This window comes from Pseudomonas sp. IPO3749, assembly GCF_013386605.1.
Classification (GTDB): Bacteria; Pseudomonadota; Gammaproteobacteria; order Pseudomonadales; family Pseudomonadaceae; genus Aquipseudomonas; species Aquipseudomonas azotoformans_A.
Genome location: NZ_JACARN010000003.1, coordinates 1 through 24,076 on the forward strand (window position 1 = coordinate 1; position 24,076 = coordinate 24,076).

A 24,076-nucleotide genomic window follows, 5' to 3' on the forward strand; every position below is an offset into this window, starting at 1 on the left:
CTACTTCAGACCATCCTTAGCGGGGCAGTTCGCTTTTTGTAGCCATAGAAGTGCAATCGGCCACAACCTATCCTGATATTCGCTGCGAAAAAATGCGAAATGTCCGACTACCTTTTCGCCTATATCCTCAGGCGCTATCCGTAAATGAGTGCGCTCACTGCCGTCGAAATAACCCAATAACCGTTCGATGGCGGCGACGGTCCCGAACGGATCGTCGGTAATGCTGATAGCCAGTATCTGCGCCTTCACGCGACTGAACGGCAACTCACCCAGGGCTCGTCCGCTGGGGCGGGTTTCATATCTGGGCGTCGGGGTGCTCCAATCCCGCACCACGCCCGCCGGTGTATCTTCCAGCCAGCCCAGGCGCTTACCGGGAAAGTGTCCGTACAGCGCGGTCAGCAGCGGCATCATCACATGCCACTTGGCAAACATCCGCCAGCGCACACTCGCTGCGTAATCGCGCCAGTACGCAAACTGCGCGCCCACGGTCACCATTCGCCGAATGACCGCACCCGACGCCCCGAGCCCTGCCGCGCAGCCACCGAAGCTGTGGCCGACCACATCAATCGGCTGCCCCGGGAACTCCCGTTGCGCACGTTGCAGCATGGCCTCGAAATCCAGTGCGCCCCAGTCCGACCATGAAGCCTTGAAGCCGCGCAATGAGCCGCTGCGGGATTCGCCGATGCCACGGTAGTCGTAGGTGATGACGTCAAAGCCGTTGGTGTACAGGTAGTCGGCGAAGCGGGCGTAGTGGCGGCAGCGCACGGAGGTGGCAGCGTTGATGATGACCACGGGCCGTGTGGGATCGGTTCTGATGTGGCGCCAGGTGAAGCCGCCTAGCAGGTGGCCGTCGGCGGCGGGCTCCTTGAAGGATTCGCCGTGGTCGCGCGTAGGTGAGGCCGAGGGCAATCGCAAAGAGGCGTCGTTCAAATTCATTGGGTTCTCGGCCTTTATAGGTTTCTTATTTTTTTAGTAACAGTTCACCAGTTTGCCAGTAGTTGCACCGCGTCTGGCAGGGTCATTAACCTTCGATACCCGCTGATAAAGCCATACATCCGAGAGGAACGACAGCAAACCATGGACCGATTAGACTGGCAGGCATCCATTAAGGAGGTCTCTATGAGCATCCCACTTTCTCCCATCGTTTCTGAGTTTGAAACTGAAGAGCAGGCTGCCAGCTATGACCGTTGGTTCCGTGCCAAGGTGCAGGCTTCGATTGATGATCCTCGTCCAAATATTCCGCATGATCAGGTTATGGCAGAGATGCGCGCTCTGATTGAATCGAAGCGAAAAGCGCAAGATGCAGGTTGAGTGGCGGCCGGAAGCTCGCGCCGAGCTAAGAGTAATTCTAGAATATATCCTTGAGCGCAATACCGTGGCAGCCAGTAGTTTGAGCGAATCCATCGAGGCAGCGACAACGGCTCTTCCTGATCATCCGTATCTCTACCGTCTGGGCCGAATCCCTGGTACTCGAGAAATTGTCGTGCATCCTAACTATTTGGTGGTGTATCGAATCACGGATTGGATCGAAATAGTGACAGTGTTACATGCGCGCCAGGAGTACCCCTGATACCCTTTTCTTTGTGTCGCTCGACGTTGGATCAGTAGACGCATAACCTTGCGCTCTGCGACCCGATAGAGCTGTCTTATGACCCGCGATACCCTCGAACGCAACCAGATCCCTTTGTACTTCGTAGTCGTGCTGCTGGCGGCCGGTTTCGGTCTGCTCGCTCCGTCATTCGCCCACCACGTCAGCACACTGATCACACCCACCATCGCGGTGCTGATGTACGCAATGTTCCTGCAAATCCCCTTTCTGGACCTACGTCAAAGCCTGAGCAACAAGCGCTTCCTGTCAGCGTTGCTGTTCGCCAACTTCATCCTCATTCCGTTATTGGTATGGGCATTGACCCAAGGCCTGGCAAGCCGTCCGGCACTGCTGGTAGGAGCGTTGCTGGTATTGCTGACCCCGTGCATCGACTACGTGGTGGTGTTTACCCATATCGGCAAGGGCGATTCGCGGCTGATGCTGGCGGCGACGCCGGTGCTGTTGTTGTTGCAGTTGGCGTTGTTGCCGATCTATCTGAGTGTAATGCTCGGTACGCAATCTGAGGTGGTGGTGGAGGTGGGGCCGTTTATCGAGGCGTTCCTCCTGCTGATCGTGGTGCCGATGGTTCTGGCGGTGTTCACCACTTCCCTGGCACGGCGATCATCGCTCGTCAGTGCTTGGAATGACGCCTGGGCGTGGATGCCGGTGCCAGCGATGGCGCTGGTGCTGTTTGTGGTGATCGGCTCGCAAATCACCTCGGTGGTACGGGATATCAATCTGTTGCTGCCGGTGATCCCTGTGTACATCGCTTTCCTGTTGCTGGCGCCGTTGATGGGGGCGCTGGCATCGCGGCTGTTTGCGCTGCCAGCAGTGACGGCCAGGGCGGTGACGTTCAGCACGTCGACGCGAAATTCGCTGGTGGTGTTGCCCTTGGCGCTGGCGCTTCCGGAGGATGTACGCGGGTTGGCGGCGACGGCGGTGATCCTGCAAACCCTGGTCGAACTGCTGGGTGAGTTGATTTACGTTCGATTGATCCCGAAATGGGTGTGGCCCGTGGGTCGGTAAACACCGGAATATTCAGGTCTGTTCAGGCGCTATTCAGCAGGGCAGTCGGCACCATAAGTCGGCGCCCCTTACCTGACAGGTCAACCGATGGATCACCGCAACCGTTTTCGCCTGGAGTCCCTGGGCATTTTCCTGTTCGCCCTGCTGTTGTTCACCCTGGGTATCTGGGATCAGCAGCCCCAAGGATTTGACGGACGCTGGGCGCTGTTCCTGCAAGAAATGTTTCGCCATGGCGCGAGCCTTTTCCCGACCACCTATGGTCAGCCCTACGCGGATTACCCCGGCACCGCGACGTTCTTCAGCTATGTGTTTGCCCGGCTGTTTGGCGCCCCCAACCATTTGGCGAATGTGCTGCCCACCGCCCTGGCGTCTGCGGGCGTGGTGGCCGTGGTCTATCGCCTGCTGGTCCCGGCGAATCGCCAGTGGGCGCTGCTCACTGTGTTGTTGACCTTGCTCACGACTCAATTGCTCGAAAAATCCCGCTCGGTCTGCCTGGATCAGATGGTGGCATTGTTGTGTGTGGGAAGTTTTTACCTGCTGCACAGTGGCGGGCGCTGGAGGCGACTTGCGGTGTTTCCGTTGTTCGTCCTGGGCTTTGCGATACGCGGGCCGCTGGGGTTGATCGAAGTCTGTGGCGTGGTGTGCGTGTACTGGGCGTTGGGCAAGCCTGGGGAGCGGGTGAAACAGGTGCTGGTTCACGGCGCTGTTGGCCTGGCGTTGTTGGCAGCCTGTTGGTGGTTGCTGGTGAAGTTGGCGCGTATCAGCGGGGGTGACGCCTTTGCCGACGAGGTGTTCAAGATGCAGGTGGGCGGCCGCCTCGATGAAACCGGCGAGCCGTTCTATTTCTACTTCCAACTGAGCCTGTACCGCTACTTCCCGGTGGTGCCGTTGGCGCTGGCCACCATGATTGCGCTGCGTCATCGCTGGTCCGAGCGGCTCGAAGGCGATATGCAACTGGTGGTGCGACTCGCCGCTTGCGGCTTGATGATCTTGCTCGGGCTGTCGGTGCCGCACTTCAAGCGCGCCTATTACATCTTGCCCATGGTGCCGATGTTTGCGGCTGTCGCGGCCTATGGGCTGCTTCAGGCGCCGAGTTGGCTCTCGGGCGTGCGCCGATGCTACGAAGGGCTGGTCGTGGCGCTGCCGGCGTTGTGCGTGGTTGTAGTCTTTGTCTGTCGGCATGGGTGGCAAAAGCATGGTTACTGGCCCGACGTTTCGCTGCCGCTGTTGATTGGTGTGCTGGTGGTGCTGCAAGTGGCAGCGCTGATTGCCTGGCGGCGAGCGGGGCGGTTGGTGTGGCTCAGCCTGATCGCATTGCTGGCGCAATGGTTGTTATTGGTGACGGTGGTGGAGCCGTCCAAGGATATGCAGTTCGATACCCGCAAGTTTGTCGGTCAGGTTGAAGCGCTGCGTGCCGAGACGCCTGGGCCGCTGGTGTTTATCAATCTGGGGAGAGACACCTGGGCGGTGCGCTACATGATGAATCTTGACCATGATGAGCAACCGATCTTTATCGGAGGCAGCGAGATCGGGCGACTGGGAACTTTGCCTCGGCCAGCCTGGGTTATTGTGTCGCGCAAGGAAACCGCGTTGCTCCAAGGAACGGATCTGGAATCGCTGGTACCAAGGTTTAAAGGGCGTCTGAACGACAATCCGCTGATGGTGTTCTTGTTGAAGTAATAGAGGCTGTTCGTTTCGGGGTGGCGTAGGTCGCCCCAAGACAACACAATAAATCCCAGGCAACAAAAAACCCGCACTAGGCGGGTTTCTTGATTGCTTTCACGTGATGTTGACACCACCTGAAAGCTAAAGGTGGTGCCCAGAGACGGAATCGAACCGCCGACACGGGGATTTTCAATCCCCTGCTCTACCGACTGAGCTATCTGGGCAACGGGGCGCATTAAACGGGTTTTTCAGGGGGTCGTCAAGCAAGTTTTCAAAAAATATTTAATTATTACCGTCGCTTACGTGCAGACCCCGGTTTTTGATCAATTATTGAGCAGGCGGCACGTAGCCGTCGGCCTTGGCGTAATCTTCGCCGGAAAAGAACTTGTCCATTTCGCCCGCCAGGTATTTACGGTCTTCGGCGTTCATCATGTTCAGGCGTTTTTCGTTGATCAGCAGGGTCTGGTGTTTCAGCCAGTCGCCCCAGGCTTTGGCGGAGACGTGCTCGAAAATGTCCTGGCCCTTGGCGCCTGGATACGGAGGGCGTTCGAGGCCGGGCAATTCTTCTTTGTACTTGCGGCACATGATGGTGCGGGTCATGACGGAACTCCTGCATTCAATACGTCGGCCGCGCGCTTCAGCAGTTTTTTTACCGGGGCGGCAAGGCCCAGGCGCGGCGGGGTGGCGAGGTTATACCAGAGCCAGTCGGCCTCGGCCACGTGATGGGCGGTTTCCTCGACCTGGACCAGCCAGGGTTCGATGGCGAGTTGGAAGTGGCTGAAAGTGTGGACCAGCCCCGGCAGCGCCTGTTGATTGCCCAGCTCCAGCGCGTGCTGGTTGGCCAGGTGTTCCAGGTCTTGCAGGTCATCCAGCTCCGGCAAACTCCACAGGCCGCCCCACAGGCCCGTGGAAGGGCGACGGTAAAGCAGGATCGCGCCTTCGGCATTCGCCAGCAACGGCATCAACGTGCGCTTCTGTGGGATGGTCTTACGCGGTTTGGGGATCGGGTAGCGCGTTTCCAGGCCGAGCATGTGGGCTTCGCAGCCTTTTTCCAGCGGGCATAGCAGGCAGCTGGGTTTGCTGCGGGTGCAGAGCGTCGCGCCCATGTCCATCATCGCCTGGGTGTAGGCATTGACGCGATCATGGGGCGTGAAGCGTTCTGCGGTGGCCCACAGTTGCTTGGCCACCTTGGGCTCGCCTGGATAGCCCTCTTGCGCGGTAAAGCGCGCCAGTACACGTTTGACGTTGCCGTCGAGGATCGGCGCACGCAGGCCCATGCTCAGGCTGGCGATTGCGCCGGCGGTGGACAAGCCGATGCCAGGCAGCTCGGTGAGCTTCTCGACATCCCTGGGAAACTCGCCGCCGTACTCGGCCACGACAATCTTCGCGGTTTTTTGCAGGTTGCGCGCCCGGGTGTAGTAACCCAGGCCGGTCCACAGGTGCAGCACTTCATCTTCCGGCGCGGCGGCCAGGGCTTCGACCGTCGGCAGCGAGGCCATGAAGCGGTCGAAGTAATTGAGCACGGTGCTCACCTGGGTCTGCTGCAACATGATCTCCGAGACCCACACCCGGTAAGGCGTGATGCCCTGTTGCCAGGGCAGGTCGTGGCGACCGTGGCGGTCGTACCAGTCCAGCACCGCCGTTGAAAACTGCTCGTTTCTCATCGTTTGAACAGGCCTTTCAAAGCATCTTTGAGCTGCGGATTAACCTTGTCGAGCTTCTCTTCCAGCTTTTCGTTCAGGCGGTTGCCGGCGGCCTTGATGGCGACCTGGCCGAGGCCGTCCTTGTCCAGGCGGCAGGCCTTGGCGCCCAGTTCCAGCGGGCCACGGCAGCGCAGTGGCACTTCGATGCCCTGGAAGTTCGAGCCCACTTGGCAGGCTGGGTCCGGGGTTTCGCGCTGGTCGCCTTCGACGATGATGCCGACGCGGTAGTCCATGCCCAGCACGCGCAGGTCGACGTCGCCGTTGCCGTTGACGGTCAGGCCTGGGATGCGCACTTTCAGGTCAGGGTTGCTGGCCACGCCGTTACGGAAGGTCAGGTTGCCCTTCAACTCCTGGAACGGCGTGTCCTTGCCCTGCGGCGTGCTGTTCAAGGTCTTGCGGTTGAGCAGGGCAATACCGGTGCACAGTTGCTGTTCGAGGTTGGCGTTGAGCAACACACCGTTGTTGATCACAAAGCTGGCGGTGCCATTCAGGCTGTCGATCAGGGCTTTCTGGCTATTGCCGCGACCCGTGAGGTTGCTGTCGAGGGTGATCTGGCCCTTCACCGGCGGGTTTTGCCCCTGGGCTTGCAGGATGCGTTCGACCGGCACCTGCTTGATATGGCTTTGCAGCGCCAGCACCGGAATGTCCTGGCGCACGTCGAGCGTGCCGTTGGCCTGGAAGGTGCCGTTGTAGAGGCCGCCGCTCAAGGTGTCGAGCTTGAGCTGGCCATCGATGCCGGACGCCTTGAGCGCCGCATTCTGGATCGGCAGCTTGCTCAAGGTCAGTTGGCCGAAAGCCAGGTCGGCGTTCACATCCAGCGTGCGCAGGCGCGCCAGAGGCAGCAGTTTGTCGGTACTCCAGGCGCCTTTGGTCGGCGCGTCGGGCAGCGGCGTGGTGCCGCCGGCGGCCATGGCACCAGCTTCGCTGTTCTGCACTTCGGCCTGGCGGGCAGCGGCTGCGCCCTTGGCGGATTCAGACTTGGCCGGCAGGTAGTTGTCGGCGTTGAAGGTGTCGCCCTTGAGCTGGACGCGCAGGGATTGCTTGGCAAAGTCCTCCACGGCAAGGCGACCGGTGAACGTGCTGCCGTCGAGTTTCAGGTTCAGGTCTTCCAGGGCCAGGCTGGTCGGCGTGCCTTTGAGGCGGCTGACCAGTTCGACCTTGCTCAGGCTGCCCTCGGCCATCGGCGGCAACGGGTGGCCGATGCCATCGAGGAACTTGGCCAGGTCAAACTGGGCGATGGACAGCGCGCCGCTGAGTTGCGGGGTCTTGTCCAGGTCGTTGACCTTCAGCTCGCCCAAGGCGCGCAGTTGATTGGCCGACAACTTCATGTTGGTCCATTCGGCGATATTGGCCGCCTGGTCCACCAGCAATTGGCCCTGGGTGGAGAACGTCACGGTCTTGCCTTGCAGCGGCTCGCCCGTGGCTTCGCCGGTAATCTTCATGTCTTCAAGCTGATAGCGCTTGAGCGCACGCTGGATACGCAGGTTGCCGTTGAGCTCGGTCTTGACGCGCATCACCGGTTGGTTGCTGCCGAAGAAGGCGGTGAGCTTCACCGGAATGCTGGCACCTTCGTGCACGGCGCCGGCGCTCAGTTGGATGCTTTCGGCGCTGAACTGCTTGCCGGTCTGCTCGTCGTTGTATTCGACGCGGGCGTTGTTGACCGTCAGGCTGTCGATGTCCAGGCGGATAGGCTTCGAGGGTTTTTCCGGTTCGGTCTCGACAGGTTGCTCGGTCGAGCCAGGGCTGCCGACGGTCGCCTCGGTGACGTTCTTGCCGATGTCTTCCCAGTTGCCGTGGCCTTGCTTGTCACGGTTGAGGCGCAGGTTCAGGCCTTCGACGCGTACATCGCTCATCTGCACTTCGCGGCGCAGCAGCGGCAACACGCGTACGGAGAGACCGAGCATCTGCAGGTCGGCGAAGGGCTGGGTCGGCGCAGTCAGGGTCGCCACGCTGGCTTCGTGCAGTTCCAGGCCAAGCCAGGGGAACAGGCTCCAGCCGATATCGCCATTGAGCGTCAGCTCGATGTGGGCCTTGTCGCGGGCAATCTGGCGAATCTCGTCTTTATAGTCGTTGGGATCGAAGAGATGGGTCAGGGCAAAGCCTAGAGCCACAATGATCAGCAACAGCCCGAGAAGTACCAGACCCAGGATTTTGCCGAACGCTTTCATGGGCGAGTCCTTGTATGTCGATTTCAAAATTTAGCCGCAGAGTATAACGCCCGACGGCCTGCGTCAGTGCCCCCGATCGTTACATTGTATCCAGGGGGTGTGAAACGGGTTTTTGGCGTCAAACAAAACAGATTTCCTGAAAAAGGTGATATCAGTTTGGTTTTTCTGTCATCCACAGGTGCTAATCTGCGCAGGTTCGTCTGCCTTCTGCGACATAGCGTCGCGCTTAAATGGAGCTTTACTCAACAACAACGGCCAACGCTTTGCGTGCAAGGCCGAGGGAGAGAGCGCCTGACGGACACATACTAACAACTGGGGGAAACACCAATGAGCACTAGCACTGCGGCGGGTTCAACTGCCGCACAGCCTGCGTTCCTGTCCAAGGAACGCATTATCGCCAAGCCCGGCTTCAACCGCTGGCTGGTTCCACCGGCCGCCTTGGCCATCCACCTGTGCATCGGCATGGCCTACGGGTTCTCGGTGTTCTGGCTGCCATTGTCCAAGGCGCTGGGTATCACCAAGCCGGTCGCCTGCGCGCCGGACATGAGCTTTATCAGCCAAGTCTTCTCGTCCCAATGCGACTGGCCCATCTCCATGCTGGGCTGGATCTACACCCTGTTCTTCATCTTCCTGGGCTGCTCGGCAGCGATCTGGGGTGGCTGGCTGGAACACGCCGGGCCACGTAAGGCTGGCGTTGTATCGGCATTGTGCTGGTGCGGTGGCCTGTTGATCTCGGCGTTGGGGATCTATACCCACCAGATCTGGCTGATGTGGATCGGCTCCGGGGTCATCGGCGGTATCGGCCTGGGCCTGGGCTATATCTCGCCCGTGTCGACCCTGATCAAGTGGTTTCCGGACAAGCGTGGCATGGCCACCGGCATGGCGATCATGGGCTTCGGCGGCGGCGCGATGGTGGGTGCTCCGTTGGCAGCAGCACTGATGGGCCATTTCGCCACCCCAGACAGCGTGGGCGTATGGCAGAGCTTCCTGGTAATGGCCGCGATCTACTTCGTGTTCATGATCGGTGGCGCCTTGTCCTACCGCGTTCCGCCGACCGGCTGGAAGCCTGAGGGCTGGACCGCGCCGGCGAAAAAAGCCAGCAACGCGATGATCACTCACCGTCACGTACACGTGAACGTAGCGTGGAAAACCCCGCAGTTCCGCCTGGTCTGGCTGGTGCTGTGCCTGAACGTATCCGCCGGTATCGGCATCCTCGGCATGGCTTCGCCACTGCTGCAGGAAGTGTTCGGCGGCAAGCTGCTGGGTGTGGATGTACCGTTCGGTCAACTGGATGCGGGCCAATTGGCTTCCATCGCGGCCATCGCGGCAGGTTTCACCGGTCTGTTGAGCCTGTTCAACATCGGTGGCCGGTTCTTCTGGGCGTCGTTTTCCGACTACTTGGGCCGTAAAAACACCTACTTCGTGTTCTTCGCCCTGGGCTTTGCCCTGTACGCGCTGATCCCGAACCTGGGTCACCTGGGCAACGTGGCGCTGTTCGTGGCCGCGTTCTGCATCATCCTGTCGATGTACGGCGGTGGTTTTGCGACCGTTCCGGCCTACCTGGCCGACCTGTTCGGTACACAGATGGTCGGTGCGATCCACGGTCGCCTGCTGACAGCCTGGGCTGCGGCGGGTGTGCTGGGCCCGGTACTGGTGAACTACCTGCGTGAGTATCAACTGAGCATCGGCGTAGAGCGCGCCGCTGCCTATGACATCACCTTGTACATCCTCGCCGGCCTGCTGGTGCTGGGTTTCATCTGCAACCTGCTGGTTCGTCCAGTGGCCGACAAGTACTTCATGACCGACGCCGAACTGGCCGCCGAACAGGCGCTGGGCCACGACAAAGGCGCGGACGCGACCACTTCCCTGGAGTGGAAAGCCGCCCCTGGCACCGTGCCGTTGGCGATTGCCGCGTGGCTGGTGGTAGGTATTCCGTTGGCGTGGGGTGTGTGGGTGACCCTGCAGAAGACGGCGGTATTGTTCCACTAACACCGAACGCCCTTACGGGATTGTTGTGGTGAGTGAGCTTGTGTGGTGAGCGGGCTTGCCCCGCGCTGGGTGGCGAAGCCGCCCCTTGTGAAACCACTGCGCTTTTTCAGATAGAGCGCAGTGGCTGCTTTTGGGGCTGCTGCGCAGCNNCCCGCTCACCACAACAAGCAAGCCCTCAGACAGGGGGGCGTTCACATGTATGCACATGTCTATCCCCGACATTCCTCGCTTCAACTCGTCAGTCTTATCCCCTCCGATGTTTCTGTTTAGCGCCCGCGCCCCTATAATGGCTGCCTTTTTCGCCCAATGATTTTGCGGAGCTGGTGATGGCCGAACGTAAGGCGTCCGTCGAGCGCGACACTCTGGAAACCCAGATCAAAGCCTCGATCAACCTGGATGGCACCGGAAAGGCCCGATTTGATATCGGTGTACCTTTTCTTGAGCACATGCTGGACCAGATCGCCCGTCACGGGCTGATCGACCTGGATATCGTCAGCAAGGGCGACCTGCACATCGACGACCACCATACGGTGGAAGACGTGGGCATCACCCTCGGCCAGGCGTTTGCCAAGGCCATCGGCGACAAAAAAGGCATCCGTCGCTACGGCCACGCCTATGTCCCGCTGGACGAAGCGCTGTCGCGCGTAGTCATCGACTTCTCGGGCCGCCCAGGCCTGCAGATGCACGTGCCCTATACCCGCGCCACTGTGGGCGGCTTCGATGTCGACCTGTTCCAGGAATTCTTCCAGGGGTTTGTCAACCACGCACTCGTCAGCCTGCACATCGACAACCTGCGCGGCACCAACACCCACCACCAGATCGAAACCGTGTTCAAGGCCTTTGGCCGCGCGCTGCGCATGGCCGTCGAGCTGGATGACCGCATGGCCGGGCAAATGCCCTCGACCAAGGGCGTCCTGTAATGCAGACGGTCGCGGTTATCGATTACGGCATGGGTAACCTGCACTCGGTGGCCAAGGCCCTCGAACACGTAGGGGCCGGCAAGGTGCTGATCACCAGCGATGCCAACGTGATTCGCGAAGCCGACCGGGTGGTGTTTCCCGGCGTCGGCGCGATTCGTGATTGCATGGCCGAGATCCGCCGCCTGGGCTTTGACAGCCTGGTGCGCGAAGTCAGCCAGGACCGTCCGTTCCTCGGTATCTGCGTGGGCATGCAGGCCTTGCTCGACCGCAGTGAAGAGAACGACGGCGTCGACTGCATCGGCCTGTTCCCAGGCCAGGTGAAGTTCTTCGGCAAGGACCTGCATGAAGACGGCGCCCACTTGAAAGTGCCGCACATGGGCTGGAACGAAGTCAGCCAGACCGTCGACCACCCACTGTGGCACGACATTCCGGACCTGGCGCGTTTCTACTTCGTGCACAGCTACTACATCGCCGCCGGTCAACCCGGCCAGGTGGTGGGTGGCGGGCATTACGGCGTCGACTTCGCCGCCGCATTGGCCGAGGGTTCGCGCTTTGCCGTGCAATTCCACCCGGAGAAGAGCCATACCCATGGCCTGCAATTGCTGCAGAACTTCGCCGCCTGGGACGGGCGCTGGTAAATGGCCAGGAAGCCGAAGCAGCCGATCTTGAACCTCACGCCCGAACAGGAGAGTGAGGCTACCCTCAAGATCAAGCGCTTCATGGAGGACCGCTTTGAGCTCAAATTGGGCTCATTCGAGGTTGCCGAGATTCTTGAGTTGTTCACCACCGAAGTGGCTCCGCATTATTACAACAGGGCGATTTTCGATACGCAGACGCTCCTTAAAGAAAGGTTCGAAAGCATCGAAAGCGACCTGTGGTCGCTTGAGAAACCCTGATTTCCCAAGCATTGCTGAATATCGAATAAGGTTTGCCAGATGCTGATTATCCCCGCTATCGATCTCAAGGACGGCGCCTGCGTCCGTCTTCGCCAAGGCCGCATGGAAGACTCCACCGTGTTCTCCGATGATCCGGTGAGCATGGCTGCCAAATGGGTGGAAGGGGGCTGCCGTCGTCTGCATCTGGTGGACTTGAACGGCGCCTTCGAAGGCCAGCCAGTCAACGGCGAAGTAGTGACCGCGATTGCCAAGCGCTACCCGAACCTGCCGATCCAGATCGGCGGCGGTATCCGCTCCCTGGAAACCATCGAGCATTACGTCAAGGCGGGCGTGAGCTACGTGATCATCGGCACCAAGGCTGTGAAAGACCCGGCGTTTGTTGCCGAAGCCTGCCGCGCGTTCCCTGGCAAGGTCATCGTTGGTCTGGACGCCAAGGACGGTTTCGTCGCCACCGACGGCTGGGCTGAAATCAGCACCGTGCAGGTGATCGACCTGGCCAAGCAGTTCGAAGCCGACGGCGTCTCCGCCATCGTTTATACCGACATCGCCAAAGACGGCATGATGCAGGGCTGCAACGTACCGTTCACCGCCGCGCTGGCTGCGGCGACCAAGATCCCGGTGATCGCTTCGGGTGGTATCCACAACCTGGGTGACATCAAGTCGCTGCTGGACGCCAAGGCGCCCGGCATCATCGGCGCCATTACCGGTCGCGCGATCTACGAAGGTACTTTGGACGTCGCCGAAGCCCAGGCTTACTGCGACGCCTACAACGGCTGAGGACTGACCATGGCGCTGGCCAAACGCATCATCCCTTGCCTGGACGTCGACAACGGTCGCGTGGTCAAGGGCGTCAAGTTCGAGAACATCCGTGACGCCGGCGACCCGGTGGAAATCGCCCGTCGCTACGATGAGCAAGGTGCCGACGAGATCACCTTTCTCGACATCACCGCCAGCGTCGACGGCCGCGACACTACGTTGCATACCGTGGAGCGCATGGCCAGCCAGGTGTTCATCCCGCTGACCGTGGGCGGCGGCGTGCGCACCGTGCAAGACATCCGCAACCTGCTCAATGCCGGCGCGGACAAGGTCTCGATCAACACCGCCGCCGTGTTCAACCCGGAGTTTGTCGGCGAAGCCGCGCAACACTTCGGTTCGCAATGTATCGTGGTCGCCATCGACGCCAAGAAAGTCTCGGGCCCGGGCGAAACCCCGCGCTGGGAGATCTTCACCCACGGCGGGCGCAAGCCGACCGGCTTGGACGCGGTGGAGTGGGCAATGAAGATGGAAGGCCTGGGCGCGGGTGAAATCCTGCTGACCAGCATGGACCAGGACGGCATGAAAAACGGCTTCGACCTGGGCGTGACGCGTGCCATCAGTGATGCGCTGGGTATTCCGGTGATCGCTTCCGGCGGCGTCGGCAACCTGCAGCACTTGGCCGACGGTGTCATCGAAGGCCACGCCAGTGCAGTGCTGGCGGCGAGTATTTTCCACTTTGGCGAATACACCGTTCCCGAGGCAAAAGCCTACATGGCGGCGCGCGGTATCGTCGTTCGCTGAATGCTGCTGGACACCATGGCAAGTGCGCGGCACTCTCTGCGCTTGCCATGGATTCCGGTAGCCCTTCATGTTCAAACATCTTCTGCTTGCCCTCGCCAGTACGTCCATCCTTTTGGCAGGCCCGGCCCACGCCGAGGAGCCGTCTGACACTCCCCTGGTGTTGCTGACGGAAAACTTCCCGCCGTACAACATGGCGAAAAACGGCAAGAACTTCGCCAAGGAAGACAACATCGAAGGCATCGCCGTGGACATCGTGCGCGAAACCTTCAAGCGCGCCGGCATTTCCTACAACCTCACCCTGCGATTTCCTTGGGAGCGCATCTACAAACTCGCCCTGGAAAAGCCCGGTTACGGCGTGTTCGTGATGGCCCGCCTGCCGGACCGTGAAGCCCTGTTCAAATGGGTCGGCCCTATCGGTCCGGACGATTGGGTATTGCTGGCCAAGGCTGACAGTAAGATCCAACTGACAGACCTTGAGCACGCACGGCGTTACAAGATCGGCGCGTATAAAGGCGATGCCATCGCCGAGACCCTGGAGAAGCAAGGACTCAACCCGGTCGTTGCGTTGCGTGACCAGGACAACGCGCAAAAACTGGTGGATGGCCAGATCGACCTGTGGGCCACCGGCGATCCGGCGGGCCGTTATCTGGCCCGCCAGGTCGGCGTGACTCAACTCAAAACCGTCTTGCGTTTCAACAGCGCCCAGTTGTACCTGGCCCTGAACAAAGACGTGCCGGATGAGGTGGTCGGCAGGCTTCAGGCGGCACTCGATCAGTTACGGGGTGAGGGTGTCGTCGAACAGATCGTAGCTCGTTACCTCTAGCTCAGGCTGGGCTTGAGGGGGACTCAAGCGTTCAACTGTCTCTTCGGGTTGTGGCTCGGTCTCTTGGGATTCGCTCAGGTAAACGTGATCGCCATTGGTATAGCTGATCGTGCCCGACACTTGGCTGCCGTCCTGGCGCAGCAGGCGGTATTCACTGTGCAGAAGGTAGGCCGCGACGGCTTTGTTCGGCGCAATGTAGGTGATGATTTCCAGTGGCGACGGTTGGCTCCAGCCTTTTGCCGAGCGTTGCGTATGGGTGAACTCGCGGTCCAGATGCGCCGAGAAGGCCGGATCAAAGGCGGGTGCGTACACGGGCCACTCTCGGCTCAGGTCGACGTTTGTATTGAAGGCCAAGGCCTTCGCATTGCCTCCCAGCTCGCCTTTGGTGGCGGTCCACATGAATGGCTGGCTGGTTGCTTCAGTGTTGTGCCCGAAGCCTGCGAGCATGTGGCGATCGGTGCGCTCCAGCCGGTAAACCGGTGACGACTGAAACTGTTCGACTGCTGTCAATTCCGGGTCTTTTACACAGAACCATGGAATCTCGCATACTTGGAGAGTCGGCGTGGTTTCTTCAAGGGTAGGGCTTTCAGTGCCGACGAGAACGGGTGTTGGCGGCAGGTCGTTGAGCTGCGCGGTCAGTGCCAGGCGTAGCGAATAGGTTGCAAGGCCTGGCCTGGCATAGCTGTTATTGGCGACGAACGTGCCGGGAGCCAAGTAGATTTCTCCAGCCGATGCATCGGGAGGCATGATCGACCATGTGCTCAAATCGCTGGCGGAACCGCTGCCTTTGTCATTCCAGATCCGTTCGCCCACTTTGGACGCCACCACCAGATCTTCGCGTACACAGCGCACGGCATGGCGCGAGGGTTTGTCGTAGTTCACGCCGTACACAAGCCCCATCGCCACATAGCCCTGTGGTGGTATGGGGCGCCAGATAGATGCGTTGCTGAGTGCACCGGTGCCTTCGTCGTGCCACACCAATTGGTAATCCACTGGCGGGCGCAGCGCTGTGCCATCGACTTTGTTGGCGTCGCTGACCACGGCGACGACGTTGCTTTGATTGATGTTGCGATAGTGATTGACCGCAATGTCGCCCAAGGAAAAAAACGGGTTCAGTGCGTCGGACGCTGTGCTGGGGCGCCACAAGCCGATGGCGTTGTGCGCACCTGATCCCTTGTCGTTCCACAGGGGCAGGAATTCGCTGGTGAAGCTGATGAGCAGGTCATTGAATTGCAGAGGGTTCATTGGAAGGCTCTCCAGTAGATGAGAGCCCCAACTATCGTGCAGTTCAACTGGCGGCAAGCGGTAGCTATTTAGCGTTGCCGCCAGGTTTCAGCGAGGTTTTAGCAGGTCAACACGCAGGGTCGAAGGTTGGTCTGCCTGATCGAATGCGTAGGTGCAAATCTTGATCGGTGTTGCTCTTACGGTGAGCAATTGTACGAGCTTATCTGATAGCGTTTCTGGCGTATCGTTAAGTGGGTGTACCAGATCGATGGGCTCATCTTCGTCTTCGTCAACCAAGGGCACGAGGGGGATCGGCAGATAGCCAACAGGGCGCAGGCAGTCGGTGGTCGCCGCCGGGCCATGCTTGTAGGTGTAGCGCTGCATGAACGGCGGGGCCAGGTGCCAGCTCACGGTGTAGGCCTGCAGCCCATGTTTATCGAGGTTGATCGAGAGATTGGGGGGGCGCGCTGGACCGGGCTCGGCGAGTTCAACCGCTAGGGTTAACGCATTTCGCATCATGCCGTTGGTCACCTGTTGCTCAGCGGACGTTACGCCGACGATACACAGCATGTGCATGCCGGTTTGCGGGCCGAGGGCGTCGTCGATAAACGCCTTGTCGGCTGCTATGGGCGAGCTGTAGTGCACCGGGTTTTCGCAGTCTAGTGCATGGCGCGTGGGTTTGTAGCGATAAAACGGCGTATTGGTGGTGAACTTCAGGTTCCACCGCGGCACGATGTCCGGGCCTTTGCTGTCGGACTTCTTGATGAAGTACTGCTGGATCGGTTCCGGGTTTTTGAAGGTGATTGTGGTTGTTGGGAAGAGTTCACAGTGCTCGCTGTCGGGCCGCAATATCCCGGCAGAAAAGCACCTGTTCAGGAAAGTTACCGGGCTGCCGTAGTTGGTGTCGGCATGCCAGGCAGGCTGTCCGTTACTGATCTCGCAGGGCGCGTCGCGCTGGCACTTGTGTTCTTCGGACTGGCCAATGGTGCTGGTGCTGAGAATGCCGAACACGGTGTTGCTGGCACGATCAAGCAAAGGCCCGCCAAAGCTGCCCAGGGTGATGCCCTTGCATTGGTTTTTCATGGTGACACGCCATACGAAAGGTTGCTCCACCAGCTCTTGGGAGCTTTGCATGGGAGCATGCAGACAGATGCAAGGTGTCCCATTCTGGCGCGGTCAGGGCGAGGATTTCGTTACCATTGGAGGGAACCTCATCGGCGAGCTTGAGCGGGCTGATGCCGTCTTTGAGCAGGCTTGCCAGCGAGGCCTGCAACTCGACAATCGCCAGGTCCATGCCCTGGCTACTACCCCATTTCAACGTCTTGAGCGGGTAGGTCTTGAGCGACTCCAGGGTGTCGTCGAAATAGTTGAAGCTGGCGCTGCCTTTGATCGGAAGGTCTTTCTGCACAGGCCCATTGAGGCGATGCAGGCAGTGGCTGCTGGTGAGCACGTACGCCGGGCCTGATTTTCCGGTGTCGTCGCGGGTATCCAGCAAGGTAGCTGTGCACAGGGTCTGGGATTCGTTCCTGATGCGGCCAACGCCGTTCCAGTGGCTATGCTCTTGGTGGGCGTTTGTGAGCAGGCGTGCCGGGCTTGCGTTAGTCAGGCCTTCGCCGAAATCCTTGGGGGCCGCAACAGCGGCGCCCGTCAGATACCCGAGCAGCAGCCCGGAAAGAACCATGGGGGTTATGTTCAGGAAACGTCCTGTAAGAGTGAACTGAAGGGCTCACTATTCAGGGTGCAAGTGTGGCGTGAGTGGTATTTATCTAGTGGCGGGCCGGTAGATGCCGCCCTTGCCATGCCCGGCCATCGCTTGATTACTGCGCACACTGATCATCAACTTGATATCGATCCAGTCGACACCCTGAGCCTTGAGCTTGGGCAGTTCGCGCTCCAGCACCGCCAGCGTCTGCGGATACGGGTGGCCGATCATCACCGCTGAACCCTGCTTGTGGGCCAACTTGATCGCGGTTTGCAACTGCGTGGTGATTGCCGCTTCAGTGCGCTCGTCATCCAGGAATACATCCCGTGAAACATGGGCCAGGCCAATCTTCTGGGCCTCGGCCGCCGCCACGGTTTGCGCGCTGGTGCGGCTGTCGACAAAGAACTTGTTGCGCCGTTGCAGTTCAGCCATCAACCAGGCCATGGCGGCGGGTTGTGCAGTCATGCGGCTGCCCATGTGGTTATTGATGCCGGCGGTGTAGGGCACCGCCTTGAAGGCGGCGTCCAGGCGCTTGCCGAGTTCTTCGATGGGGAGTTCGGGGTGCCAGGCGAACGGACCGGTGGCCGGGTCCATGGGCATGTGCAGGATCACGATCTTGCCGGCCTTGTGCGCTTCGCGGGCGAATTCGGCAGCGTGGGGCGTGTCGGGCATGATTGCCGTGGTCACCGGCCCAGGCAGGGCCAGCACACGACGATCCCGGGGCAGGTTTTGCCCGAGGTCGTCGATGATGAGGGACAGGTAGGCTTTGGATGGCTCGCTGGCCGGGGTCGCGTGGGCGGCTCCAGCCAGGCTGCACAGCACAGCGATGATCAGGGCAAAACGCATATCAACGGCTGCGCGTGATGCTCAGGCCCTTGAGCAGGCTCAGCGCCTGGGCCAACTGGTAATCGTCGTCCTGCGGCATCGGCTTGGCTTTCTTGCTGCTGCCGGTCGGCTGGTCGGCGCCGCCGTTGCCATTGCCCAGGTGACCCTGCAGGTCGGCCTCTTTGTAATACTCGCTGTCGATCTCGTTGGTGATCTTGGCCTTGCGCACCTCGATGTCCGGCACAATGCCCTGGGCCTGGATCGAACGGCCATTCGGCGTGTAGTACAACGCGGTGGTGATCTTCAGCGCACGCTCGTTGTTCAGCGGCAGCACGGTTTGCACCGAGCCTTTGCCAAAGCTGGTGGTGCCCATCAATACACCGCGTTTCTGGTCTTGCAGGGCGCCGGCGACGATTTCCGAGGCCGAGGCGCTGCCGCCGTTGATCAGCACGGCCAGGGGCACGTTTTCGCTGAGGTCGTTGCCGGTGGCCGAGAAGCGCAGCTCGGAGTTGGCGATACGGCCCTTGGTGTACACGATCAGGCCCTTGGTGATGAAGTGGTCGACCACTTCCACCGCCGACTGCAGCACGCCGCCTGGGTTGTTACGCAGGTCGAGCACGATGCCGTTGAGCTTCTTGCCATTGTCCTTGCGCAGCTTGGCCAGGGCCTTGGCCACTTCGTCACCGGTCTTGACCTGGAACTGGGTGATGCGGATGTAACCGTAGCCCGACTCCAGCAGCTGGCTCTTCACGCTCTTGACCACAATGGTCGCGCGGGTCAGCGTCACGTCGAACGGGTTGCCGCCGTCGCGTACCAGGGTCAGGGTGATTTTCTGGCCGATCTTGCCGCGCATCTTGTCGACGGCTTCGGTCATGGTCTGGCCACGGGTCGGCTGGCCGTTGATCTTCACGATGAAGTCGCCGGCCTGGATGCCGGCCTTGGACGCCGGGGTGTCATCGATCGGCGAGACCACCTTGACGTTGCCGTCTTCGGAGCCGACTTCAATGCCCAGCCCGCCAAATTCACCACTGGTGCTTTCCTGCAACTCGGCGAAATCTTCCGGGCCCAGGTAGGCGGAGTGCGGGTCGAGGTTGCTGAGCATGCCCTTGATGGCGTTTTCCAGCAGGGTCTTGTCATCTACGGGTTCGACATAGGCGGCTTTGATCCGGTCCATGACCTCGGCAAAGGTGCGCAGCTCGTCCAGCGGCAACGGCGCCTTGGTGGTCGCGGCCGAGGCAGCAGGTGCCGCCGGAGCGGCCTGGTCGGCAAATGCCAGAGGCGCGCCGATCACCAGGGCGATCGTCAGGGCCAGCGAAGTGAGGCGGGACAAATGCAGCATGTCGAACGAACTCCTAATGTAGATGCAGCCCTATCCTTGGGAACGGCACCATTGTGCAGGATCGCTCGGGCGACCCTGCTGACGAATAGCGAAGTACAGCGCCGGGGTGTCCTGGCCACCACTGTTACCGACAGTGGAGATGGATTCACCGGCTTTTACAACATCACCTGCCGACTTGAGTAAAGTCTGATTGTGGCCGTAAAGGCTCAAATAGCCATTACCGTGGTCAAGAATCACCAACAAGCCGGCGCCGCGCAGCCAATCGGCAAACACCACGCGCCCACCGTGGACGGCGTGCACCTGGCTGCCGGCGGAGGCGCTGATCATCACGCCATCCCACTTCGCGCGGGTGTCATCGCCACGGGTTTCCCCAAAGCGTGCCAGTAGTCGACCATCAACGGGCCATGGAAGTTTGCCGCGGGCTGAAGCAAAAGGGCCGCCGAAATTCTCACCGGCGCTGGAAACCAGCGGGCCAGGCGCTGCACGCGCCGGTTTACGCGGTGCCGGCGCGTCCGAGGTGGCAGCCAGCTCGGCCTCACGCTGGCGCTTTTTTTCGGCTTCCTGCTGGGCGATCAGCGCTTTCTGACGCGCTTCTTCGGCCTCACGTGCCTGGCGGGCCAGGGTTTCTTCGATGGTCTTGAGCACCTTGGCCAGGTCGGCCTGGTCCTGCTCACGGGCCTGCAGCTTGGCGTCACGGGCCTTTACGTCGTCATTGAGTTTGGCCAAGGCCAGTTGGCGTTCCTTGCGGACCTTGTCCAATTCGTTGCGCTGAGTGTCGAGGGCGATTTTCTGGTCTTGCAGCTGCGATTGCTGGTTGCCGATTTCCTGCTCGACGTTGACCAACTGGCGCAGGGTCTCATTGAAGCTTTTGAGTTGCTCCAGGCGGGCCTTGCTCAGGTAGTCGTAGTAGGTCAGGGTGCGCGCGAATTTCTCGGGGTTCTGCTGGTTGAGCAGCAACTTTAGGTATTCCTGGCGGCCGTTCTGGTAGGCGGCACGGGCCTGGATCGCGATCAGGCGTTGCTGTTCAACGCGTGCGCTCTGGAGTTTTTTTTTCTCAGCGTCGAGTCGCTCCAGTTCCGACTCGCTCTTCTTTAATTCTTTCTGCAGCTCCTGGACCTGCTTCTCCAGCTTGCCCATCTCGGTTTCCGTGCCGCGCAGGTCTTTCTGCACCCCGGATTTCTCTTCCTGGAGCTTGCCGAGCAGTTTTTTCAGCTCGGTAATGTCCTGACGCGTAGCGTCCAACTGTTGTTGGGTTTGTGCGCGCTCATCGGCAAACGCCGGTTGGAGCAGGCAGACAAGAGCAAGGGTAATCAAGGCGCGAAGCATAGAGGCGGGCGACACCAGGGAAATGGACGGCCTAGTATGCCCGCCAAGCGCAGCAAAAAAAACGCCTCAAAGCCAACTGCTTTGAGGCGTTCGTCATAAAAAGCCGTTTAGGGCGATTTAATCGGTTGGTTTAAGGGGTTAAACAAAATCGAAGAAACGCCTTGAAACGCTCCGCTTGAACGGAGTTTTGGTTCTGGGAATAGACTCTCGAACCCGCTCATAAGGTAGTCGGCCCGATCGGTAATGCCCCGTATTCATGAACTCAAAGGCCAGAAAACTTGGCTTGATCACGGCTTGCCCGATTTGCGTAGCCTCGACCGGGCTCTTCGGTCCTGTTCGCTTGAGGAAGTGGCGACAGGCAAGGACATTGCTGATGCTGTTGAAGTCGTGGCTTCCAACTTGGGATTTACCGATTCAGCGTCCTCAGAAACTCGTATCGTTTCTCCGTTAGGAGAAGTGTTGATCCGGCTTGTAACGCTGCGGCACATAGTTGAAAAGCGACAAGATGCCAGAGAGCGATATGTGAAGTTTGCGCTGGATACACTCACCGGGCCTCTGGAAATTTGGCGTGTCGCTTACAGTGATGGTTCGACTCGTTTGGCCTTCATTGGCGCTTATGAAACCAAACGGCAAATGCTGGTGGTTGTGCATATCCAGGCAGGCAATCTGCTGTGGAATTTCATGCAGACCGATGCCAAGGCCTTGAACAAGCACCGTCATGGCGAACTGATCTACAGGCGTTACCAACTTTTATAGCAGGCAAAGAAAAGGGCAGTTCGAGAGAACTGCCCTAAATGACATGCTTGATATTCATATACACACCCTCAAGCGGGGGTGTGGAGGTCTCACCCTACGCTGATGTCCAGCCATCGACGGGGTTCCTACGCCAGTTATCGCCGCTGGAGGCAACTGGTTTCGCGCTCAGGTCTATTATTGACGGGCTACTCGCATTGAGCAACCCCTGAAATATTTTCAGACCAGGATTGAGGTGCCAGTCATCTCCACCGGCTTCTCCAACCCCATCAGCATCAGCATGGTCGGCGCCACATCCGCCAGCACGCCGCCATCACGCACCTTGAAATCACGCTTGCCAACATAGATGAATGGCACTGGCTCGGTGGTGTGAGCGGTGTGAGCCTGGCCGGTGGATTCGTCGGACATCTGCTCGCAGTTGCCGTGGTCGGCGGTGATCAGCGCTTCGCCGCCGACCTTTTCCAGGGCATCGACAATGCGGCCGACGCACAGGTCCAGGCATTCCACGGCCTTGGTCGCGGCTTCCAGGTTGCCGCTGTGGCCGACCATGTCGCCGTTGGCGTAGTTGACCACGATCACGTCGTAACGCTGGTGTTCAATGGCGTCGACGATCTTGTCGGTGACTTCCGGTGCGCTCATTTCCGGCTGCAGGTCGTAGGTGGCGACCTTTGGCGACGGGATCAGGATGCGTTCTTCGCCTGGGAACGGCTCTTCGCGGCCGCCGGAGAAGAAGAAGGTCACGTGGGCATATTTTTCGGTTTCGGCAATGCGCAGCTGGGTCTTGCCGTTTTTCGCCAGGTAGTCGCCCAACACGTTATCCAGCGTGCCTGCTGCAAAAGCGGCGGGGGCTGGGATGCTGGCGGCGTATTGGGTCAGGCCCACGTACTGCACTTTTGGCTGGCGGGTACGCTCGAACTCCTTGAAACCGTCCTCGACAAACACACGGCTCAGCTCGCGGGCGCGGTCGGCGCGGAAGTTCATGAACACCACGGCGTCGCCGTCTTCTACCTTCACCGGCTCACCAATGGTGGTGGCCTTGACAAATTCATCGCTCTCGCCACGGGCGTAGGCGGCTTCCAGGCCTTCCTGGGCGGTGGCGGCGTGGAATTCGGCCTGGCCGTCGACGATCAGGTTGTAGGCCTGGGAGACGCGGTCCCAGCGGTTGTCACGGTCCATGGCGAAGTAACGGCCCACCAGGCTGGCGATGCGGCCTTTGCCCAGTGCTGCGAAGGTGGCGTCGAGCAGTTCGATGGACGATTGTGCGCTTTTCGGTGGGGTGTCACGGCCGTCGAGGAAGGCGTGAAGGTAGATCTTATCGGCGCCGCGCTTGAAGGCCAGTTCGGCCATGGCGACCAGATGGTCCTGGTGGCTGTGGACGCCGCCATCGGACAGCAGGCCCATGAAGTGCACGGCCTTGCCGGCGGCCACTGCTTTATCTACCGCGGCGCAGATGGTCGGGTTCTCGAAGAACTCGCCATCGCGGATCGCTTTGGTCACGCGGGTGAAGTCTTGGTATACCACTCGTCCGGCGCCGAGGTTCATGTGGCCGACTTCCGAGTTGCCCATCTGGCCGTCCGGCAGGCCTACGTCCATGCCGGAACCGGAGATGAGTCCGTTGGGTACAGTGGCGGTCAGGCGGTCGAGTACCGGCTTCTTGGCCGCGTAGACCGCGTTGTCGTGGTGGCTTTCACTGTGTCCGAAGCCATCGAGAATTATCAGGACCAAAGGTTTAGGCGTAGTAGTCATAGATCCTCTCGCGGCGGTAATAAAGGAAGACAATTGAAAAGGGAGTGGCAGTTTAAAGCGAAGTTCCGACCACGTCACCGCTTTACGGGGGTTGGCCCCCCCTGACGGCTGTGTATACTTACCGCCATTTTAACGCCCTGGAACCTCCTTGATGGTTGATCACCTGATTGCATTTGCCACTGCCCACTACCTGCTTGTGGGTGCCTTCGTCATCCTGCTGGCGCTGCTGATCGCTCACGAATTGAGCCGCGGTGGCCGCAGCCTGAGCACGGCGGAGCTGACCGCGCTGGTCAACAAGGACGAGGCCGTTGTCGTGGACATCCGCCCAGCCAAGGATTTCGCCACCGGCCACATCGTCGGTGCCCTGAACATTCCGCAGGACAAGCTGATCGCGCGCCTGGCCGAGCTGGAAAAGCACAAGGCCAAGACCATTATCCTGGTCGACGCCCAAGGCCAGCACGCCGGCACCCACGCCCGCGAAATGCTCAAGACCGGTTTCACCGCGGCCAAGCTGTCCGGTGGCATCAGCAGCTGGCGCGCCGATAACCTGCCGCTGGTGAAGTGATATGAGCCAGGTTGTCGTGTATTCCAGCGATTGGTGCCCTTACTGCATGCGGGCCAAGGCTTTGCTTGAGAAAAAGGGCGTTGCCTTCGAAGAAATCAAGGTCGACGGCAAACCCCAGGTGCGCGCCGAAATGGCCCAGAAGGCGGGGCGTACGTCCGTGCCGCAGATCTGGATCGGCGCCAGGCACATCGGTGGTTGCGACGACCTGTTCGCCCTTGAGCGCGCCGGTAAACTCGATGCGCTGCTGCTCGTCTGACTCCT

The 24,076-nt window shown here is 60.1% G+C and carries 25 protein-coding genes and 1 tRNA gene; 14 read left to right on the forward strand and 12 right to left on the reverse strand.

Translation table 11 applies throughout. The features are described 5' to 3' along the window. On the reverse strand, positions 1-936 hold the full coding sequence (locus HX812_RS00845) for an alpha/beta fold hydrolase (protein WP_038841634.1): 936 nt from the start codon (positions 934-936) through the stop codon (positions 1-3). 183 nt (positions 937-1,119) lie between these two features. Between HX812_RS00845 and HX812_RS00850 the strand changes: the two genes are divergently transcribed. The 4 genes from HX812_RS00850 to HX812_RS00865 all read left to right on the forward strand — a co-directional run bounded on the left by HX812_RS00850 (position 1,120) and on the right by HX812_RS00865 (position 4,294). Further along, positions 1,120-1,311, forward strand: coding sequence for a hypothetical protein (locus tag HX812_RS00850; RefSeq protein ID WP_016979109.1), 192 nt, complete (start codon positions 1,120-1,122; stop codon positions 1,309-1,311). After that, positions 1,301-1,570: a type II toxin-antitoxin system RelE/ParE family toxin gene (locus HX812_RS00855; protein ID WP_080642320.1), complete on the forward strand. Its 270-nt coding sequence runs from the start codon at positions 1,301-1,303 to the stop codon at positions 1,568-1,570. Before HX812_RS00850 ends, HX812_RS00855 begins: the two co-directional genes overlap by 11 nt. A 78-nt stretch (positions 1,571-1,648) precedes the next feature. Then, complete coding sequence (locus tag HX812_RS00860) at positions 1,649-2,614, forward strand: arsenic resistance protein (protein ID WP_038841639.1); 966 nt, start codon at positions 1,649-1,651, stop codon at positions 2,612-2,614. Between the two features lie 87 nt (positions 2,615-2,701). Then, positions 2,702-4,294 (forward strand): glycosyltransferase family 39 protein, encoded by a 1,593-nt coding sequence (locus HX812_RS00865; RefSeq protein ID WP_038841642.1) that lies wholly within the window; start codon positions 2,702-2,704, stop codon positions 4,292-4,294. Positions 4,295-4,427: 133 nt separating this feature from the next. Here HX812_RS00865 and HX812_RS00870 read toward each other — a convergent pair. The 4 genes from HX812_RS00870 to HX812_RS00885 form a co-directional block, all read right to left on the reverse strand. Next, positions 4,428-4,503 (reverse strand) — tRNA-Phe (locus HX812_RS00870). A gap of 103 nt (positions 4,504-4,606) precedes the next feature. Next, positions 4,607-4,879, reverse strand: coding sequence for an oxidative damage protection protein (locus HX812_RS00875; RefSeq protein WP_010213895.1), 273 nt, complete (start codon positions 4,877-4,879; stop codon positions 4,607-4,609). Beyond that, positions 4,876-5,943, reverse strand: coding sequence for an A/G-specific adenine glycosylase (mutY, locus tag HX812_RS00880; protein WP_038841646.1), 1,068 nt, complete (start codon positions 5,941-5,943; stop codon positions 4,876-4,878). Before mutY ends, HX812_RS00875 begins: the two co-directional genes overlap by 4 nt. Beyond that, a complete protein-coding gene (locus tag HX812_RS00885; RefSeq protein ID WP_038841648.1) occupies positions 5,940-8,150 on the reverse strand; it encodes an AsmA family protein in 2,211 nt (736 codons plus the stop codon). Before HX812_RS00885 ends, mutY begins: the two co-directional genes overlap by 4 nt. A 327-nt stretch (positions 8,151-8,477) precedes the next feature. Between HX812_RS00885 and HX812_RS00890 the strand changes: the two genes are divergently transcribed. The 7 genes from HX812_RS00890 (at position 8,478) to HX812_RS00920 (ending at position 14,335) form a co-directional block, all read left to right on the forward strand. Next, positions 8,478-10,139, forward strand: coding sequence for an OFA family MFS transporter (locus tag HX812_RS00890; protein WP_033896905.1), 1,662 nt, complete (start codon positions 8,478-8,480; stop codon positions 10,137-10,139). Between the two features lie 326 nt (positions 10,140-10,465). Beyond that, complete coding sequence (gene hisB, locus HX812_RS00895; protein WP_003218037.1) at positions 10,466-11,059, forward strand: imidazoleglycerol-phosphate dehydratase HisB; 594 nt, start codon at positions 10,466-10,468, stop codon at positions 11,057-11,059. Beyond that, positions 11,059-11,697, forward strand: a complete 639-nt coding sequence (gene hisH, locus HX812_RS00900) for an imidazole glycerol phosphate synthase subunit HisH (protein WP_038841654.1) — start codon at positions 11,059-11,061, stop codon at positions 11,695-11,697. The genes hisB and hisH overlap by 1 nt, the downstream gene beginning before the upstream one ends. Continuing rightward, entirely contained in the window at positions 11,698-11,955 is a 258-nt protein-coding gene (locus HX812_RS00905) for a DUF2164 domain-containing protein (protein ID WP_010213888.1), read from the forward strand. Between the two features lie 39 nt (positions 11,956-11,994). Continuing rightward, positions 11,995-12,732, forward strand: a complete 738-nt coding sequence (gene hisA / locus HX812_RS00910; protein ID WP_003187784.1) for a 1-(5-phosphoribosyl)-5-[(5-phosphoribosylamino)methylideneamino]imidazole-4-carboxamide isomerase — start codon at positions 11,995-11,997, stop codon at positions 12,730-12,732. A 9-nt stretch (positions 12,733-12,741) separates the two neighbouring features. Beyond that, positions 12,742-13,512, forward strand: a complete 771-nt coding sequence (gene hisF, locus HX812_RS00915; RefSeq protein WP_003171107.1) for an imidazole glycerol phosphate synthase subunit HisF — start codon at positions 12,742-12,744, stop codon at positions 13,510-13,512. A gap of 67 nt (positions 13,513-13,579) precedes the next feature. Further along, entirely contained in the window at positions 13,580-14,335 is a 756-nt protein-coding gene (locus tag HX812_RS00920) for an ABC transporter substrate-binding protein (RefSeq protein ID WP_038841660.1), read from the forward strand. Here the strand turns inward: HX812_RS00920 and HX812_RS00925 are convergent. The 6 genes from HX812_RS00925 to HX812_RS00945 all read right to left on the reverse strand — a co-directional run bounded on the left by HX812_RS00925 (position 14,288) and on the right by HX812_RS00945 (position 20,751). Then, a complete protein-coding gene (locus HX812_RS00925) occupies positions 14,288-15,580 on the reverse strand; it encodes a Vps62-related protein (RefSeq protein ID WP_038841662.1) in 1,293 nt (430 codons plus the stop codon). The genes HX812_RS00920 and HX812_RS00925 overlap by 48 nt on opposite strands. A gap of 87 nt (positions 15,581-15,667) precedes the next feature. Continuing rightward, positions 15,668-16,642 carry a hypothetical protein gene (locus HX812_RS32035; RefSeq protein ID WP_235165378.1) on the reverse strand — a complete coding sequence of 325 codons (975 nt, stop codon included), beginning with the start codon at positions 16,640-16,642 and terminating at the stop codon, positions 15,668-15,670. Beyond that, positions 16,587-17,240, reverse strand: a complete 654-nt coding sequence (locus HX812_RS32040) for a hypothetical protein (RefSeq protein ID WP_235165379.1) — start codon at positions 17,238-17,240, stop codon at positions 16,587-16,589. The genes HX812_RS32035 and HX812_RS32040 overlap by 56 nt, the downstream gene beginning before the upstream one ends. Before the next feature lie 81 nt (positions 17,241-17,321). After that, entirely contained in the window at positions 17,322-18,107 is a 786-nt protein-coding gene (locus tag HX812_RS00935; protein WP_038841664.1) for a divergent polysaccharide deacetylase family protein, read from the reverse strand. A 1-nt stretch (position 18,108) separates the two neighbouring features. After that, positions 18,109-19,425, reverse strand: coding sequence for a S41 family peptidase (locus HX812_RS00940; protein WP_038841666.1), 1,317 nt, complete (start codon positions 19,423-19,425; stop codon positions 18,109-18,111). A 30-nt stretch (positions 19,426-19,455) separates the two neighbouring features. Beyond that, entirely contained in the window at positions 19,456-20,751 is a 1,296-nt protein-coding gene (locus tag HX812_RS00945; RefSeq protein ID WP_038841667.1) for a murein hydrolase activator EnvC, read from the reverse strand. A 243-nt stretch (positions 20,752-20,994) separates the two neighbouring features. On the opposite strand from HX812_RS00945, the gene HX812_RS00950 reads away from it, so the two are divergent. Continuing rightward, the gene (locus HX812_RS00950; protein WP_038841670.1) at positions 20,995-21,507 is read left to right on the forward strand and encodes a PBECR2 nuclease fold domain-containing protein; all 513 of its coding nucleotides are present in this window, start codon (positions 20,995-20,997) and stop codon (positions 21,505-21,507) included. A 216-nt stretch (positions 21,508-21,723) separates the two neighbouring features. Here the strand turns inward: HX812_RS00950 and gpmI are convergent, their stop codons facing one another. Next, positions 21,724-23,250, reverse strand: a complete 1,527-nt coding sequence (gpmI, locus tag HX812_RS00955; RefSeq protein WP_038841672.1) for a 2,3-bisphosphoglycerate-independent phosphoglycerate mutase — start codon at positions 23,248-23,250, stop codon at positions 21,724-21,726. Positions 23,251-23,401: 151 nt separating this feature from the next. Here gpmI and HX812_RS00960 point away from each other — a divergent pair, with 151 nt between their 5' ends. Together HX812_RS00960 and grxC are read left to right on the forward strand one after the other, a co-directional pair. Further along, positions 23,402-23,815, forward strand: coding sequence for a rhodanese-like domain-containing protein (locus HX812_RS00960; RefSeq protein WP_010213877.1), 414 nt, complete (start codon positions 23,402-23,404; stop codon positions 23,813-23,815). A gap of 1 nt (position 23,816) precedes the next feature. Next, positions 23,817-24,071 carry a glutaredoxin 3 gene (gene grxC / locus HX812_RS00965; RefSeq protein WP_033896917.1) on the forward strand — a complete coding sequence of 85 codons (255 nt, stop codon included), beginning with the start codon at positions 23,817-23,819 and terminating at the stop codon, positions 24,069-24,071. Positions 24,072-24,076: the final 5 nt, after the last annotated feature.

Bases quoted from the DNA above. Each gene is read 5' to 3' on its own strand.
- HX812_RS00845 (WP_038841634.1), bottom strand. From the start codon at position 936: ATGAATTTGAACGACGCCTCTTTGCGATTGCCCTCGGCCTCACCTACG.
- HX812_RS00850 (WP_016979109.1), top strand. From the start codon at position 1,120: ATGAGCATCCCACTTTCTCCCATCGTTTCTGAGTTTGAAACTGAAGAG.
- HX812_RS00855 (WP_080642320.1), top strand. From the start codon at position 1,301: ATGCAGGTTGAGTGGCGGCCGGAAGCTCGCGCCGAGCTAAGAGTAATT.
- HX812_RS00860 (WP_038841639.1), top strand. From the start codon at position 1,649: ATGACCCGCGATACCCTCGAACGCAACCAGATCCCTTTGTACTTCGTA.
- HX812_RS00865 (WP_038841642.1), top strand. From the start codon at position 2,702: ATGGATCACCGCAACCGTTTTCGCCTGGAGTCCCTGGGCATTTTCCTG.
- HX812_RS00875 (WP_010213895.1), bottom strand. From the start codon at position 4,879: ATGACCCGCACCATCATGTGCCGCAAGTACAAAGAAGAATTGCCCGGC.
- mutY (WP_038841646.1), bottom strand. From the start codon at position 5,943: ATGAGAAACGAGCAGTTTTCAACGGCGGTGCTGGACTGGTACGACCGC.
- HX812_RS00885 (WP_038841648.1), bottom strand. From the start codon at position 8,150: ATGAAAGCGTTCGGCAAAATCCTGGGTCTGGTACTTCTCGGGCTGTTG.
- HX812_RS00890 (WP_033896905.1), top strand. From the start codon at position 8,478: ATGAGCACTAGCACTGCGGCGGGTTCAACTGCCGCACAGCCTGCGTTC.
- hisB (WP_003218037.1), top strand. From the start codon at position 10,466: ATGGCCGAACGTAAGGCGTCCGTCGAGCGCGACACTCTGGAAACCCAG.
- hisH (WP_038841654.1), top strand. From the start codon at position 11,059: ATGCAGACGGTCGCGGTTATCGATTACGGCATGGGTAACCTGCACTCG.
- HX812_RS00905 (WP_010213888.1), top strand. From the start codon at position 11,698: ATGGCCAGGAAGCCGAAGCAGCCGATCTTGAACCTCACGCCCGAACAG.
- hisA (WP_003187784.1), top strand. From the start codon at position 11,995: ATGCTGATTATCCCCGCTATCGATCTCAAGGACGGCGCCTGCGTCCGT.
- hisF (WP_003171107.1), top strand. From the start codon at position 12,742: ATGGCGCTGGCCAAACGCATCATCCCTTGCCTGGACGTCGACAACGGT.
- HX812_RS00920 (WP_038841660.1), top strand. From the start codon at position 13,580: ATGTTCAAACATCTTCTGCTTGCCCTCGCCAGTACGTCCATCCTTTTG.
- HX812_RS00925 (WP_038841662.1), bottom strand. From the start codon at position 15,580: ATGAACCCTCTGCAATTCAATGACCTGCTCATCAGCTTCACCAGCGAA.
- HX812_RS32035 (WP_235165378.1), bottom strand. From the start codon at position 16,642: ATGAAAAACCAATGCAAGGGCATCACCCTGGGCAGCTTTGGCGGGCCT.
- HX812_RS32040 (WP_235165379.1), bottom strand. From the start codon at position 17,240: ATGGTTCTTTCCGGGCTGCTGCTCGGGTATCTGACGGGCGCCGCTGTT.
- HX812_RS00935 (WP_038841664.1), bottom strand. From the start codon at position 18,107: ATGCGTTTTGCCCTGATCATCGCTGTGCTGTGCAGCCTGGCTGGAGCC.
- HX812_RS00940 (WP_038841666.1), bottom strand. From the start codon at position 19,425: ATGCTGCATTTGTCCCGCCTCACTTCGCTGGCCCTGACGATCGCCCTG.
- HX812_RS00945 (WP_038841667.1), bottom strand. From the start codon at position 20,751: ATGCTTCGCGCCTTGATTACCCTTGCTCTTGTCTGCCTGCTCCAACCG.
- HX812_RS00950 (WP_038841670.1), top strand. From the start codon at position 20,995: ATGCCCCGTATTCATGAACTCAAAGGCCAGAAAACTTGGCTTGATCAC.
- gpmI (WP_038841672.1), bottom strand. From the start codon at position 23,250: ATGACTACTACGCCTAAACCTTTGGTCCTGATAATTCTCGATGGCTTC.
- HX812_RS00960 (WP_010213877.1), top strand. From the start codon at position 23,402: ATGGTTGATCACCTGATTGCATTTGCCACTGCCCACTACCTGCTTGTG.
- grxC (WP_033896917.1), top strand. From the start codon at position 23,817: ATGAGCCAGGTTGTCGTGTATTCCAGCGATTGGTGCCCTTACTGCATG.